This is a genomic window from Microvirga sp. M2 (genome assembly GCF_047497095.1).
Taxonomy (GTDB): domain Bacteria; phylum Pseudomonadota; class Alphaproteobacteria; order Rhizobiales; family Beijerinckiaceae; genus Microvirga.
The window spans coordinates 263,259-278,177 of record NZ_CP134064.1; the positions used below are offsets into that span (position 1 = coordinate 263,259).

Below are 14,919 nucleotides of genomic sequence, written 5' to 3' on the forward strand. Positions count from 1 at the left end.
GGCTCAAGAGCCCTGTGTCATAGACAGCTGACGAGCGCAACAGAAGAACAGCTCCTGGGCCCTTTTTCGAAACGTCAGTAAAGCAAGTCGAACACTTATGCGATAGTGCCCGAGAGTTCGCGGGCGTTTGCGACAACGCGTATCGATATCTGTGTCAACTGGAACAGTAAGGCACAGCGTTGCAAGGGCAGCGCCTGTGCGACGGCAGATTGGCGCCGCAATGTCGATTACCACGCACTTGCGTCCTCGCAAGGCACACGGTTGTGCCGTTGCGCCGGTCTCGGCCACAAGGCGATCAAGCGCCCATCTACATCTTTAGTAGAATGGATTCGCATCCACGTAGGCTCGTCCGAACAGATGCGAGGTGTTCCGGAAATAGACATGACCTTATGGGCCGACATTCTCCAGAATGTCGGCCTCGATGAGTCGATTGACGATCTCGTAGGCGGTCGAGCGAAGGGCGTTGACGAGACACGCAATCGCGGCGACTCGGGTTGGCGCCCGCTGGCGCAGAAGCGTTTCGAGCAGGCTGATGACGCGGTCGATGCCATGCCGCCGCTCGCCGGTCGGTGAGGCTAACGGCCGAGAGGCACCTTTGGAGGGTTGGCGGGTTAAATCAACCATGCCAGAACCATCGTCATCACAATTGAGGTCTTGCAGCGATACACTAACGGGTCTAGCTTCGCAGTGTCCGAAATATAAGATGAATGTCTATTATACTGGACATGACGGGAGAGGCGCTTGTCGAAGGGTGTCACAAAATCTTTGGAAGGGCCGAATGCCCTCAAAATCGTCGCTGGCGCCATCGGTGCGGCACGAGCGCAGGCCCAGGACCCGCTTCAGGAAGTGCTTTAGGGTGGGAGGCTGATCGACAGAGCCGGAAGCACAACCCCCCGTGGCACTTCAGCACCGTCGCCAATACTAAGAGCCCTCGTCGCGCCCTCGTCTGGCAGATTTCCTGCCCAGCGGGTGGAGCTAATGTGTCGAACTCAAGGCGTTTTACCTTAGTAAGGAGAATTCATTCGTGACCCCGGAAGAAAAGCTGAAGTCACTTGGTCTCACACTTCCCGAGGTTCCGGTGCCGGTGGCGAACTACGTGCCATACCGCTGGGCCGGAAATCTGCTGTATCTCTCAGGCCAGGGGCCGAAACGTCCGGACGGGACCTACCGTCCAGGCCGCTTAGGGCGCGATGCAACCATTGAAGAGGCCTATGAGGATGCCCGCCTGACCGGGCTCAATTTGCTGGCCGTCGCGAAGTCGGCCCTCGGCGAACTCAGCCGCATCGAAGCCGTGATCAAGCTGCTCGGTATGGTCAATGCCGAACCAGATTTCTCCGATCATCCAAAAGTCATCAACGGTTGCTCCGACCTGCTCGTCGAAGTGTTGGGAGATGCCGGTCGGCATGCCCGCTCGGCCATCGGTATGGGCTCGCTGCCCAATCGCATGACAGTCGAAATCGAAGCCATCCTGCTCGTCTCGAATTGAACGAAGATAAGCCACGGGCGTCAAAGCTCTGAGAGCCAATGGAAGGCTCCGTTGCATTGACCTTGGCAGTTTATGGGATGGCGGCCATTTGAGCAGCCGTCCTGTTGTCTCAGTTCAAGCGCCGCCGCTTTCCAGTCGAGGTCATCCTTCTGTGCGTGCGCTGGTACTGCAAATACGGGATCAGCTCCCGTGACCTAGCCGAGATGATGCAGGAGCGTGGAGTCGACCCGTCCACGATCGTTTGCTGGGGACTTCGCGGCGCTTTACCCGCCAGGACGGGGCCGGCCATCGATCCCACCGGAGCGGCTGTTGCGGGCGATGCTCCTGCAGGCGTTCTACGGCCTCCGCTCGGAGTGGCGGCTGATGGAGCGAATGGAGTTCGATCTCCTGTTCCGCTGGTTTGTCGGGCTCGGCGTGGACGATCCGGCCTGGGACCATTCGACCTTCACGAAGAACCGTGACCGGCTGCTTCAGGGGCAGATCGCGGCCAAGTTCCTGCGCGCGGTCTTGGCTCAGCCGCGGGTCGAGAGACTGCTCTCCTCGGATCATTTCTCGGTGGATGGCACGCTGATCGAGGCCTGGGCCTCGCTGAAGAGCTTCCGCCGCAAGGACGGCTGCGACCATGATCCAGACGGGCCCGGGCGCAATGCCGAGCGCCGCTTTCACCAGGAGAAGCGCTCGAACGAGACGCACCAGAGCACGACCGACCCGGAGGCGCGGCTCTACAAGAAGGCCGATGGTCAGCCGGCCCGGCTCTGCTATTTGGGCCATGCGCTGATGGAGAATCGCCACGGCCTGGCGGTGGATGGCCACCTCACCCCGGCCACGGGCACTGCCGAGCGCGAGGCCGTGCTTGAGATGCTGGACCGCAGGCCTGGCCGGCGGCGGATCACGCTGGGGGCCGACAAGGCCTATGATGTGCGCCAGTTCGTCAAGGACCTGCGCGTCCGCCGTGTCACCCCGCATATCGCCGTCGACGGCCATCTCGGCCCGCGCGGGCGGCCGCGCATCACGGCCGTGGACGGGCGCACCCAACGCCATCCCGGCTATGCGATCAGCCAGCGCTGTCGCAAGCGGATCGAACAGGCCTTCTCAAAGCTCAAAGCGCACCTGCGCAAGGCCGAAGCCCGAACCTCCGAGGCGCTCTGGCGAGCGCTCGGCGACATCTGCAACCTCTTCGAGCCCCAGGAATGCTGGAACTATCTCAAGGCCGCAGGATACGCGTCCGATTAAATTTCCGATGCTCCAGCATCGCTTGGCCCAGCGTAGCATTTCCCCAGGCAGTAAACCGACGGGGATGCCACAGCAGCGGCAATCCACCGAATCGGATCATCGGCGCGGTCCGCGTAACGCGCGAGCCCGCGACAGGACCGTCCCGAGAGAGAGACATCTGCGAGATGATAGAACGACCTTGCGCGAGCGTGTCTTGGCAGTTCACTCATGCTTGGCACTGACTACCAATTTAGCAACATAGCGCCTTCTCGACCTACTGGGCATGCCTTTCCTAGGGCAGCCAAGGTGCGGTATCGAAGTCTTGGTTGGTGACGGGCGCATGTTGAAGCCCCGCAGGCATCACATTATTGACCATTCTCAATGATCTGCCGCTGCTTTTGATAGAATTTTACAAAAATGCCTACCTGTGGAGGCGGAATGCCCTGGGATTTTATTCGAAAGCATCCCGAAGAAATCGCCCGCGCAAACCTGCGTAACTATGATCGCGCGGTCGCAGACTTCTCGTGGGACCGGGCGCGCGTCCTACTTGACGGCTTGCCCGGTGGCGGATTGAACATCGCCTACGAAGCGGTTGACCGGCACGTCGCACATGGCCTTGGCGACAAAATCGCCCTTCGCTGGATCGGCCAGGATGACACTATCCGCGTCTTCACCTACAGCGACCTGCAGAGGCAGACCAATAGGTTCGCCAACGTCATCCGGTCCCTAGAGATCGGCAAGGGCGACCGCGTGTACTGCCTCTTAGGCCGTGTTCCCGAACTCTATGTCGCGGCACTGGGATCCCTGAAGGCTGGGGCCGTCTTCTGCCCTCTTTTTTCCGCGTTCGGACCCGAGCCCATCAAAGCCCGCATGAGCATCGGTGAGGCGAAGCTTCTCGTCACAACTGACCATTTCTACCGCCGCAAAATTGCGTCCTGGCGCAGCGACCTCGACAGCCTCCATCATGTCATCCTGATTGACGGTGACGCGACGGGGTCCGACGGCATCCATGGCCTCGCGAGGCTGATGAACGGGGTCCCCGATACCTTCGGCATCGAGCGCACAGCTCCGGAGGATATGGCCCTCCTCCACTTCACCAGCGGCACCACGGGTCGGCCGAAAGGGGCTGTGCACGTGCACGCGGCGGTGGTCGCCCATCACATTACCGGGCAACTGGCGCTCGATCTCCATCCCGACGACATCTTCTGGTGCACAGCCGACCCGGGCTGGATCACTGGCACGTCCTACGGCATCATCTCGCCGCTGACGAACGGCACGACGACGATCGTGGATCAGGCCGAGTTCGACGCCGAGCGTTGGTATCGTATCCTGCAGGATCAGAAAGTCAGCGTCTGGTATACCGCGCCGACAGCGATCCGCATGCTCATGAAGGTCGGAAGCGATATCGTGCGGCAGTTCGATCTCCCGCACCTCCGGTACATGGCCAGCGTCGGCGAGCCGCTCAATCCGGAGGCCGTCGTCTGGTCGGCGCAAACATTCGGAAAGCCGTTCCATGACAACTGGTGGCAGACGGAGACCGGCGGCATAATGCTCGCCAACTACCTGTCGATGGATGTCCGTCCGGGCTCTATGGGCAAACCCCTGCCCGGAGTGGTGGCGGGAATTGTCGAAAAGCAGGATGGGCACATCCGCGAAATAGCCATTCCGTCAACGGTCGGCGAACTGGCATTGCGACCCGGTTGGCCCTCGATGATGCGGGCCTATCTCCATGAGGAGGAGCGCTACCGCAAATGCTTCGCGGACGGCTGGTATCTCTCCGGCGATCTCGCAATGCGGGACGCCGACGGTTATTACTGGTTCGTCGGACGGGCCGACGACATGATCAAGAGTGCCGGCCATCTGATCGGCCCGTTCGAGGTCGAAAGCGCCTTGATGGAGCATCCTGCCGTAGCCGAGGTCGGCGTCATCGGCACTCCGGATCCCGTCGCCGGAGAAATCGTGAAAGCCTTCGTGGCGCTCAGGGCAGGGTTTGAGCCAAGCGAGGATCTTAGCATGGACCTCCTGGGTCACGCCCGCAAAAGGCTTGGCCCGGCTGTTGCCCCCAAGGAGATTGCCTTTCGGCAGAACCTCCCGAAGACCCGCAGCGGCAAGATCATGCGCCGCCTCCTGAAGGCGCGCGAGCTCGGCCTGCCGGAAGGCGACACCTCCACCCTTGAGAGCGAGGAGCGATGACGGACGTGATCTCGAAGCCGCGGCTCTCCCGGGCCCATGAACTCGATCTGCTCAAGCATATGATCCGGATCCGCCGGTTCGAGGACAAGTGCGCAGAACTCTACACACAGGAAAAGATCAGGGGCTTTCTGCATCTTTATGATGGCGAGGAGGCCATTGCGGTCGGCGTCATTCCTGTCCTCGAAAAGAGCGATCGGGTCGTCGCCACCTACCGTGAGCATGGCCATGCCTTGGTGCGCGGCGTTCAGATGGCGGCAGCTTTGGCCGAGATGTACGGCAAGCGGGAAGGATGCAGCGGCGGCCGCGGAGGCTCCATGCATCTGTTCCACCGGGACACCAACTTCTATGGAGGCAATGCCATCGTGGGCGGCGGGCTACCCCTCGCCGTGGGCCTCGCTCTGGCAGACAAGATACGTCACCTGGATCACGTCACTACCTGCTTCTTCGGGGAGGGTGCCGTCGCCGAAGGTGAGTTCCATGAGAGTCTCAACCTGGCGGCACTCTGGAACGTACCTGTGCTGTTCGTGTGCGAGAACAATCTCTACGCCATGGGAACCGCCCTGGAGATCTCAGAGGCTGAGACCGACATCCATCGCAAGGCGCAGAGTTACAGGATCGCCTCTGAAGCCGTTGACGGTATGGACGTGGTTGCTGTCGAAGCGGCCGCTCGGCGCGCCATCGAGACGATCCGTGCGACGGGAAAGCCCTACTTCCTCGAATGCCACACCTATCGCTTCCGCGCGCACTCCATGTTCGACGCCCAGCTCTACCGTAGCAAGGAGGAGATTGAGGACTGGCGCAAAAAGGGCCCGATCGTTCGCTTCCAGGGCTGGCTCGAGCAGAACGGCCTGATCCACCCCGAAGACTTGAACCGGATTGAGAAGGAGGTCGCGGCTGAGATCGACGCCGCGGTCGCTGCCGCCGAAGCAGGCACCTGGGAGCCCGTCGAAGACCTCACCCGTTATGTCTATGCTTTGGAGCGCCCCTCCCCTCCTGAGCGCGGGCCTGCGGCCACAGCCAAACCTGCTGTCGAGACGACCTATCGCGAGGCTGTCCGCGAGGCGATCCGCGATGCCCTACAGCGCGATGAGTGTGTCTTTCTGATGGGAGAGGATGTCGGCCATTATGGCGGCTGCTATGCCGTCAGCAAGGGGCTCCTCGCCGAGTTCGGTCCTGAGCGCATCCGCGACACGCCCTTGTCGGAATCCGGCTTCACGGGCATCGGCATCGGCGCCGCCATGGCCGGCCTGCGCCCGGTGGTCGAACTGATGACCTGCAACTTCAGCATGCTGGCGCTCGACCAGATTCTCAACACCGCGGCCACGATCCGGCACATGTCCGGCAACCAGTTCGGCGTGCCTTTGGTCATTCGCATGGCAACCGGCGCCGGTCGCCAGCTTGCGGCCCAGCATTCGCACAGCCTTGAAGGCTGGTACGCTCACATCCCGGGAATCCGGGTGCTCGCACCTGCGACTCTCGAAGACGCTCGCGGCATGCTCTGGACCGCTCTCCAAGAACCCGACCCGGTCCTCATTTTCGAGAACATCATGCTCTATAATCAAAAAGGGCTGATAATGGCCGACGCAGGACCGGTCGATATCGACAAGGCGGTCATTCGCCGGGCTGGGCGTGACATTTCCCTGATCACCTATGGCGGGTCGCTCTGGAAAACCTTAGACGCCGCCGAGACGCTGGCCAGGGACGGTATTGAGGCGGAGGTCATCGATCTTCGCTCCCTTCGCCCTCTCGATGACCGCACTATCATCGGATCAGTGTCAAAGACACGCCGCGCCGTCATCGTCGATGAAGGCTGGCGCAGCGGGAGCCTGGCCGGGGAGATTGGAATGCGCATTGTCGAGCAGGGCTTCTGGGAGCTTGATGCACCCGTCGCCAGGGTGTGCAGCGAGGAGGTACCGATCCCCTACCCCCGCCATCTCGAGGAGGCAGCCATCCCGCAAGCCTCGAAAATCGCCGCCGCCGCACGGGCGGTCTGTGGCAAGACCTGATGAGGGCGCCATGAGCGAGTTCCTGATGCCGTCGCTTGGCGCCGACATGGAGGCGGGAACGCTCGTCGAGTGGCTGGTCAAGCCAGGCACGCCCGTGAAGCGGGGCGACATCATCGCGGTCGTCGAAACGCAGAAAGGCGCCATCGAAATCGAGGTGTTCCAGGAGGGTATCCTCGACAGGCTCCTGGTTGACACGGGCGCAACCGTTCCCGTGGGCACGCCTCTCGCCCTCATCCGTGCAGTTGGAGGAATTGGTGCCATTCCCATGCCCACCGAGGCTCCACGGCGCGAACGACCTCCCATCGAGCCTACGCGACAAATGGAAAAACTCCCCGCTGTCAGGCCTATTGCCGCAGTAGCTCCCGTTCGTCAGGCTCCGGGACGCGTCATTGCCTCTCCTGTGGCCCGGCGGTTTGCGAGCGTATACGGGATTGATCTCTCCGGCATCACAGGGAGCGGGCCCGCTGGGGCGATTCTCCTGGCCGATGTCGAGTTGGCGCAAAAATCAGTTGCGGGAGCGCCAGCTCAACCACCAGGGCTATCCAGCCTTGTCCAGATGCGAAACGCCATCGCGGCGGCGATGGCGCGTTCGAAGCGTGAGATTCCACATTACTACCTTTCGCATACAACCGATGCCGGCGCGGTGCACGATTGGGTGAGCCTGCTCAATACAAGCCGAGCGCCCGAACAGCGCCTTCTTGTGGGAGCGCTGTTCGTCAAGGCAACGGCTCTTGCGGTCGACCGCTTTCCTGAGTTCAACGGGTTCTTCACAGACCAGGCGTTCATCCGCAGCGATCACGTCCACGTCGGGGTCGCCATCGCGATCCGCGGCGGCGGGCTCGTCGCCCCGGCAATCCACGATGCCAATACCCTCTCGCTGGATTCTCTCATGGCCGGGATGCGCGATCTCGTCGGCCGAGTGCGGGCCGGACGGTTCCGCAGTTCCGAGATCGCTGATCCGACCATCACGATGTCTAGCCTTGGGGAACGGGGGGTCGAGACCGTGTTTGGCGTCATCTACCCGCCTCAGGTTGCTATTGTTGGGTTCGGCAAGGTCGTTGAGCGGCCCTGGATCCGCGACGGTAACGTCGTGCCTCGGCCGGTCGTGACGATGACGCTTGCCGCGGATCACCGGGTGAGCGACGGCCATCGCGGCGCCCTGTTTCTCGCTGAGATCGACCGCCTTCTCCAGCAGCCGGAGAGCCTATGACAGACCTCGACATCCGCACCATCATTCACCATGAGCTGAGGCGCATCGCTCCAGACATCGACGTGGCAGCGATCCACCTGGACGGTGACCTGCGGGAGGAGTGTGATATCGACTCGATGGATTTCCTGAACCTGATCGCGGCCCTGCACCAGCGCCTAGGGGTCGATGTCCCTGAGCGTGATTACCGCAAGCTCATCACCTTGAATGGCGCGGTTGACTATCTGCAGCAGAAGCTTGCCGAAGCATGATTAAATGGATGCTCGTGACTCCCACGTGCGACTGAACGCGCGCCGGCTGCCGATGATGCTCCGAGAGCAGTGATGTCACGTCAACTTCAGTCATCGCGACCGCTATCTCGGGACAACGGCGCCTCGTCTCACGACCGCCTCCCTGCGCCTTTACTGATCCGAGACTTTGGAGTGTGTTGGGCCGCTCATATAGCAAAAAGTCACATTGGACTTGCTTCGAAAAAGATAATGCCGGCGAATTCATCTCACTGGGATGGGAACCATCATGAGCTTGGCGAATGCGGATTGCCGGGTTCGTGCAAGTGGCGTGCCAGCGAACCAATCCCCTTGTCGGATGAGGTTCATGGCAGCTGCCGTCAGCACGTGTTGCAGATGCGTTTCGGCGAGACCGATATAGCGCGAGCGCCGCAGATGCAGGACCCTGACGCCCGCCGAGATCGTTCCCTCGATGCCGGCGCACTGGCGATAATCTTTCGAGAAGGCAAGCTGGTCCTCGCGCTGGCGAGCTGCGTCCAGCGTCTCGTGTTCCTCGCGTGGGCGTGCCGGTGCCGCCGACCAGGACGACGTTGCGCTCATGGGCCAGGAACTCTCCCCCGGCCAGATCGCGCACAAGGCCTTCGTTGATCGGCGTGCCGGCGAAGACGAAGTCCTCAAGGTCCTTGGCCAGGGGCAGTTTGGCGATCGTCATCTGGTACTTGATCGAGCGTGCCTGTTTCTCGGCAATTTCGGCGGACAGAAGGTCGCCCACAATGCGCTGGGGCTCGTGACTGCGCTTGACGGCGGTCGTGATGATCTCGTCATAGGCCGCCTTCATGCCATAGAGCTTGAGGCTGCCCATGGCCGTAAGGATCTCAGTGCGTTCCATCACACAGCCCTCCTGATGCTGTCGTAGCGGGCACAATCGGCCTGCGGCTCATGCCGGAGCCGCAAGGCCTGTGGGGTTGTGATCGTCAGCGGCGGGTCCGGCTCGCGCCGCCGGGCGAGAATGTTGAGGATCACATCGGCGGACCAGACGCCTTCACGTAGGGCCTCGGCACAGGCAGCCTCGACAGCCGGCAGTCCGTCGCTCAGCACCGCCGTCAGGATAGTGACCATCTGGCGGTCGCCATCATGCTGGCCGGTGAGCTTGCGCCGGACGCGCTCAAGGGCGGCCGGCAGCACCCAGTCCTTGAAGGGAGCGCCGTTGCGAAGAGCTCCGGGCTTGCGGGCCAGCACTGGCACGTAATGCCAGGGATCGAAGATCGTCTGATCGCGCCCGAAGCAGCGGACATGCTCAGCGACGATCCGGCCATCCTGGCGGCATTCGATCCGGTCGGCATAGGCCCGGATCTCCACCGGGCGCCCGACCGCACTGGCGGCCACCGAGTACCTGTTGGTATCGAAGCGAACCAAACAGGTGCGGGAGACGGAGGCTGGAACGGCATGGAAGCCGTCGAAGGAGCCGGGATAGGGCACCAAACTGGCCCGTTCCGCCTCGAAGGCTTGCCAGATCGTCCGATCACGGTGCTCCGGGTGAGCATGCGCCTTGGCATAGGCGATGCACTGATCAAGCAACCAGGCATTCAGCTCGTCATAGCTCTTCACCCGCAGCCGTGGCGTGAGGAAGCGCTCACGCACGAGCCCGACCTGGTTCTCCACCTGGCCCTTCTCCCAGCCGGAGGCTGGCGTGCAGGCGACCGGCTCGACCAGATAATGCCCGCACATCTGGAGAAAGCGGCGGTTGTAGGCGCGCTCCTTGCCGATGAAGATGGTGTCCACCGCCGTCTTCATGTTGTCGTAGATGCCGCGCCGGCAGGCACCCTTGAAGAACGCGAAGGCGCGGTCATGGGCATCAAAGACCATCTCCTGGCTCTCGCGCGGATAAGCTCGTACGAACATCATGCGCGAGTGGCAGAGCCGGACATGGGCGACTTTGACGGTCACCGGTATGCCGTTGAGCAGGATGACTTCGTGACTCCAGTCGAACTGGTAGGCCTCGCCTGGCGCAAAGCTGAGCGGCACGAAGACGGCAGTTGCAGAGGTGGACTGCTCCCGGCGCCAACTCCTGGCATCGCGGCGTACGGCGTCATAGCCGCCCTCATAGCCAAGACCCCGCAGCTCCTCGAAGAGACGGATCAGGGTCAGGCGTTCCCGAGCGGGCTTTGCGCCGTTGAGCGCCAGTAGCCGATCCAAGTCCTCCCTCCAGGGACCGATGCGTGGCAGAGGCTGGTGTTCGCGCTCATAGCGGAACTCGGTGGCTCCCGAGCGCAGCACCTTGCGGACGGTGTTGCGCGCGATGTGGAGCTCGCGGGCGATCTGCTTGATTGTTTTGCCGCGCACGAAGAACTCGCGCCGGATCCGCGCAATCGTGTCCACGCCCTTCATCCCCTGCCACCTATCCTGATCCAGGATAGGCAGTTTGCTTGCGTGACAGCCGCAGGGGTCAAATTTGGACGCCGATCCCCTGCCTCAGAGGGTCAACATTCCACGCCGAAGCACACTTCTCGGCCACACGCCCGAACCAGAAATGGAACGCCGATATCTCGTAGATACTGTCGGCGAATTCCCTGTTAGCTGTTCAGTAAGAGGAGGGATTCATGAGCCTTCATCCAGAGCCGATTGGTGAGATCCCGGCCGAGACCGTGCGGGTCGCCCGGGCAGCGTTCCCTAAGGGCAACATTGTGACCCGGCTCCGGGATGAATTTAGCATCCTCTACCAGGATGAGGACTTCCGACGGTTCTACCCGAGCCGGGGGCAACCCGCCCTTGCGCCGTGGCGGTTGGCTCTGATCACGGTCTTCCAGTTTCTCGAACATCTCAGCGACCGGCAGGCCGCCGACGCAGTCCGCGCGCGGATCGACTGGAAGTACGCTCTGGGGCTCGAACTGGCCGATCCCGGGTTCCACTTCAGCGTGCTCACCGAGTTCCGCGCCCGCCTTGTCGCAGGCCAAGCGGAGCATCTGCTGTTGGACGCCATGCTCGAGCGCTTCAAGGCCCGCGGTCTGATCAAGCCGCGCGGCAAGCAACGCACCGACAGCACGCATGTCTTGGGGGCCGTGCATGACCTGCATCTTCTGGAACTGGTCGGCGAGACGCTCCGCGCCACCCTGGATGATCTGGCCGCCGTTGTGCCGGACTGGGTTCGCGCGATTGCGCAGCCGGCCTGGTTCGAGCGCTATGCGCATCGCATTGAGGACTACCGCCTGCCCAGAAGCCGGGAGAAGCGCGAAGCCCTCTCGCTGGAGATCGGCGCGGACGGGTTCTTCCTGCTTGATGCCTTGGACGATGCGAGCGCACCGGCTGCGGCTCGTGCGGTGCCGATGGTGCAGACGCTGCGTGACGTATGGCGGGTGCATTACGCACGAGATGACGGGCGGCCGCGCTGGCGCGCTGGAGCGGAACTGCCGCCGGTCGGCGAACGGCTGCAGTCACCCTATGACCCGGAGATGCACTACAGCACCAAGCGTCAGATCGAGTGGTCGGGCTACAAGGTCCACATCACCGAGACCTGCGATGATGATGCCGCCCACCTGATCACGCACGTCAAGACCTGCCTTGCGATGGAGCAGGACATGACGAGCACGGCCGAGATCCATGCGTGCCTGGCCGCCAAGGGCCTCCTGCCTTCTGAGCATTACGTGGACTCGGCTTACGTCGATGCAGGCTTGTTGGTCAGTAGCCAGCGGAACCACGGGATCTCGCTCGAAGGCCCGGTGCGGGGCGTATCGTCCTGGCAGGCCCGGACGGGACAGGGATATGATCTGCCCAACTTCGTGATCGACTGGGAGCGCGAACAAGTGACCTGCCCACAGGGGAAGGTCTCCGTGACTTGGCGCGTCGCGCGCAGAGAGGATGGGAGCCCGCGCATCAATGCTGTGTTCAGCCGCTCTGATTGTGGTGCCTGCGCCGTCAGAGCGCTGTGCACGCCCGCGAAGGAAGGCCGCCGCGCCGTCTACTTCCACACGCGCCACGAGTACGAGGCATTGAATGCAGCCCGATCCAGGATGCACGATCCGACATGGACGGAGCGGTATCATGTCCGGGCCGGCGTCGAGGGTACTCTCTCACAGGGTGTGCGGGCATTCGGAATGCGTCGGAGCCGGTATATCGGCCTCCTGAAGACCGGTCTCCAGGAGGTGTGTTCGGCGACTGCGATGAACGTCTCGCGGATTGTACACTGGTTGGACGGACGACCGCGCACCAAGACGCGCGTGACCCGCTTTGCTGCGTTGGCGCCAGCTCTCTGAATTCGCCGACAGTATCTCTCGTACGTGTGGACGAGCGAGGGCTGGCTGTACCTAGCCGTGGTTCTTGATCTCTTCGCGCGGCGGGTGGTTGGATGGCGATGAGTGACCGGCACAAGCCTGCCGCCGGCTTCATCGCTATGATCCAAATCGCCTCGATGCGGCTGTGGCTTCGAGCTTATGAGTCGACGACTTAGTTATCACCGGGCTACATTTCTGGCTTATGTAGGCGGACAAAAGCCTATTTATAGTAAATTTTAATATCATTTTCCCGATGCATTGCCAAAGCCAATTGACAACTATTCACAATACAAAACATTTATATCATGCTGATCAATAATCGATCATTCACAGGCTCCTTAACCGCTGCCAACGCCCGGATTGCAACCTTTGTTGTGTCTCATCCGGAAGCAACGTCACAGTTGTCGATAGCCGAGCTCGCCCAGCGTGTTGGCGTCAGCGAGCCGACTGTGATCAGGTTCTGCCGCAAGATGGGATACGCCGGTTTTCGAGAGTTCCGCCAAGATCTTGTCCAGAACATCAGTCAACAGGGCTCACCGCCCGAGGTCCCCGCGATAACCAGTTACGACACGATCGAGCAGGCTGCCGATAAGGCGTTCGCGCTCACCATTCGAGCGTTGGAACAGGTTCGCAAGTCGCTTCCCCTGGAAGCGATCCGACACGCGGCAGTTGCCATTCTTAAAGCACGCTGGGTTCACGTCTTCGGGTTCGGCGCGTCGGCTACCGTAGCCGCGGACGCCCAGCACAAGCTTTACCGCCTTGCAGCTATGGTGGTGGCTCACGCCGACCCGCACATGCAGGCCATGGCTGCGTCTACTCTCAGTCCTGAGGACGTGCTGATCGCGATCTCGAACAGCGGCGCCGCCGCTGAGCTTATAGAGACGGTTCGCCTCGCGCAGGAGAACAATGCCACTATTATCGCTATCACTCGGCAGCATTCCCCCCTCGCTGATATCGCCTCGATCGTGCTGCCGATCGAGATTTCCGAGTCCCGAGAGATCTTCACCCCAATGACAGTGCGCATCGCACAGCTCACGGTAATCGACGCGCTCGTCGTCGGAGTCAGCCTGTTGTCTCCGCCCACTGTCATCCAAGAGCGCTTCTCCCGGATGGATGCCGCAATCCGGCGGCGCCGCATTCCGACCAACGCCTCCTCGCCACGAGACAAATGATGCTTCATCATCCCACCCCGTCCAACTTCCAGTGGATCCGAGACCGCATTGCGCAGGTCCCTCGCGTCAAGATCGCCATCACCCCCACGCCCCTGGAAGAGGCCCCAAACCTTTCGAAGGCGCTCGGGGGCCCGCGGATCTTCATCAAGCGGGACGATCTCACTGGTGTCGCGCTCGGGGGCAATAAACTCCGCAACCTTGAGTTCCGGCTGGCGCGGACGATGGCCGAGAGCCCAGACACCGTCATTGTTGGCCTTGACCTGCAATCCAACTCCGCCCGCCAGACGGTCGGTGCATGCAACAAGCTCGGACTGAGGACAATTCTGGTCCTCGAGGGCCGCCGCCCGGACGTTGTGCAAGGCAATCTGCTCATGGACTACCTCCTCGGCGCGGAGGTTCACTTCGCCGAGACACGGGACGAGCAGCGCCGTCTGCTCGATACTCTCGCGGAGCAGTGCCGCAGCGCCGGCGGCCGGCCCCATATCCTCAACGACAACCCGATGTTCGATGTCGCCTCAGCCCTCGCCTACATTGAGACGACGCTCGAGATCCTCGATGGCTTGGATGCAGCAGAGACGCGTCCCACAGCCCTTTACATGTCATCCAGTGGCAAGGGGCAGGCCGGCATTGTACTGGCGCGGCGACTGACGAACGCTGGCTTTCAAATGCAAGGGATCACCGCGACGGATGAATTTCATGTTCCGTCCAGAACGGCGGCGATCGCAAACGAGACCGCAGCGACCCTCGGACTCGATATCGTCATCGCTGAGGAGGAAATTCACAACGACGACCGCTTCGTCGGCGCCGGCTACGGCATTCCGAGCGACGAGGCCATTGAGGCGACCCGTCTCTTCGCGAGAACGGAGGGCGTCATTCTCGACCCGATCTACACGGGAAAGGCCGCCGCCGGAATGATCCGCCACATCCGTGAAGGCCGCTATACGAAGGACGATGTCCTGGTCTTCGTCCACACCGGAGGGAACCCGGCCGTGTTCTCGTGGAACCAGCTCTGGCTGCCGGAGGCAAATCAGGGCGCATAAGCCGACAAGGCACCAAAACCAGAGGGAAATCCAATGAAACGTCGCGACTTTCTGACTTTGATAGGAGCCGGGTGTGCTGCGCCGGCCGTCCTCGGCACAAGCATCCGA

The 14,919-nt window shown here is 61.9% G+C and carries 11 protein-coding genes and 3 pseudogenes; 10 read left to right on the top strand and 4 right to left on the bottom strand.

Going from position 1 to position 14,919, the window contains the following annotated elements; all coding sequences use genetic code 11:
* Positions 1–387: 387 nt before the first annotated feature.
* Positions 388–624 carry a helix-turn-helix domain-containing protein gene (locus tag RE429_RS21000; protein WP_414475296.1) on the bottom strand — a complete coding sequence of 79 codons (237 nt, stop codon included), beginning with the start codon at positions 622–624 and terminating at the stop codon, positions 388–390.
* Positions 625–1,024: 400 nt separating this feature from the next.
* Here RE429_RS21000 and RE429_RS21005 point away from each other — a divergent pair, with 400 nt between their 5' ends.
* The 7 genes and pseudogenes from RE429_RS21005 (at position 1,025) to RE429_RS21035 (ending at position 8,355) form a co-directional block, all read left to right on the top strand.
* The gene (locus RE429_RS21005) at positions 1,025–1,486 is read left to right on the top strand and encodes a RidA family protein (protein ID WP_414475297.1); all 462 of its coding nucleotides are present in this window, start codon (positions 1,025–1,027) and stop codon (positions 1,484–1,486) included.
* A 104-nt stretch (positions 1,487–1,590) separates the two neighbouring features.
* Positions 1,591–1,734, top strand: a pseudogene (locus RE429_RS21010) (IS6 family transposase); the annotation flags it as partial.
* Positions 1,733–2,719 (top strand): annotated as a pseudogene (locus tag RE429_RS21015) (IS5 family transposase); the annotation flags it as partial. The pseudogenes RE429_RS21010 and RE429_RS21015, both read left to right, overlap by 2 nt.
* Positions 2,720–3,136: 417 nt before the next feature.
* The gene (acsA, locus tag RE429_RS21020; RefSeq protein ID WP_414475298.1) at positions 3,137–4,891 is read left to right on the top strand and encodes an acetate--CoA ligase; all 1,755 of its coding nucleotides are present in this window, start codon (positions 3,137–3,139) and stop codon (positions 4,889–4,891) included.
* On the top strand, positions 4,888–6,897 hold the full coding sequence (gene pdhA, locus RE429_RS21025) for a pyruvate dehydrogenase (acetyl-transferring) E1 component subunit alpha (protein WP_414475299.1): 2,010 nt from the start codon (positions 4,888–4,890) through the stop codon (positions 6,895–6,897). The genes acsA and pdhA overlap by 4 nt, the downstream gene beginning before the upstream one ends.
* 10 nt (positions 6,898–6,907) lie before the next feature.
* Complete coding sequence (locus RE429_RS21030; protein ID WP_414475300.1) at positions 6,908–8,107, top strand: dihydrolipoamide acetyltransferase family protein; 1,200 nt, start codon at positions 6,908–6,910, stop codon at positions 8,105–8,107.
* A complete protein-coding gene (locus tag RE429_RS21035; RefSeq protein ID WP_414475301.1) occupies positions 8,104–8,355 on the top strand; it encodes an acyl carrier protein in 252 nt (83 codons plus the stop codon). The genes RE429_RS21030 and RE429_RS21035 overlap by 4 nt, the downstream gene beginning before the upstream one ends.
* Before the next feature lie 240 nt (positions 8,356–8,595).
* Here the strand turns inward: RE429_RS21035 and RE429_RS21040 are convergent, their stop codons facing one another.
* The 3 genes and pseudogenes from RE429_RS21040 to istA form a co-directional block, all read right to left on the bottom strand.
* Entirely contained in the window at positions 8,596–8,931 is a 336-nt protein-coding gene (locus tag RE429_RS21040) for a transposase (RefSeq protein ID WP_414475302.1), read from the bottom strand.
* Positions 8,894–9,220, bottom strand: a pseudogene (locus RE429_RS21045) (ATP-binding protein); the annotation flags it as partial. The pseudogene RE429_RS21045 and the gene RE429_RS21040, both read right to left, overlap by 38 nt.
* A complete protein-coding gene (gene istA, locus RE429_RS21050) occupies positions 9,220–10,719 on the bottom strand; it encodes an IS21 family transposase (RefSeq protein ID WP_414475303.1) in 1,500 nt (499 codons plus the stop codon). The gene istA and the pseudogene RE429_RS21045, both read right to left, overlap by 1 nt.
* Before the next feature lie 212 nt (positions 10,720–10,931).
* On the opposite strand from istA, the gene RE429_RS21055 reads away from it, so the two are divergent.
* From RE429_RS21055 to RE429_RS21065, 3 genes are all read left to right on the top strand, one after another.
* On the top strand, positions 10,932–12,581 hold the full coding sequence (locus tag RE429_RS21055; RefSeq protein ID WP_414475304.1) for an IS1182 family transposase: 1,650 nt from the start codon (positions 10,932–10,934) through the stop codon (positions 12,579–12,581).
* A gap of 323 nt (positions 12,582–12,904) precedes the next feature.
* Positions 12,905–13,771 (top strand): MurR/RpiR family transcriptional regulator, encoded by an 867-nt coding sequence (locus RE429_RS21060; protein WP_414475305.1) that lies wholly within the window; start codon positions 12,905–12,907, stop codon positions 13,769–13,771.
* Complete coding sequence (locus RE429_RS21065; RefSeq protein ID WP_414475306.1) at positions 13,768–14,811, top strand: pyridoxal-phosphate dependent enzyme; 1,044 nt, start codon at positions 13,768–13,770, stop codon at positions 14,809–14,811. The genes RE429_RS21060 and RE429_RS21065 overlap by 4 nt, the downstream gene beginning before the upstream one ends.
* Positions 14,812–14,919: the final 108 nt, after the last annotated feature.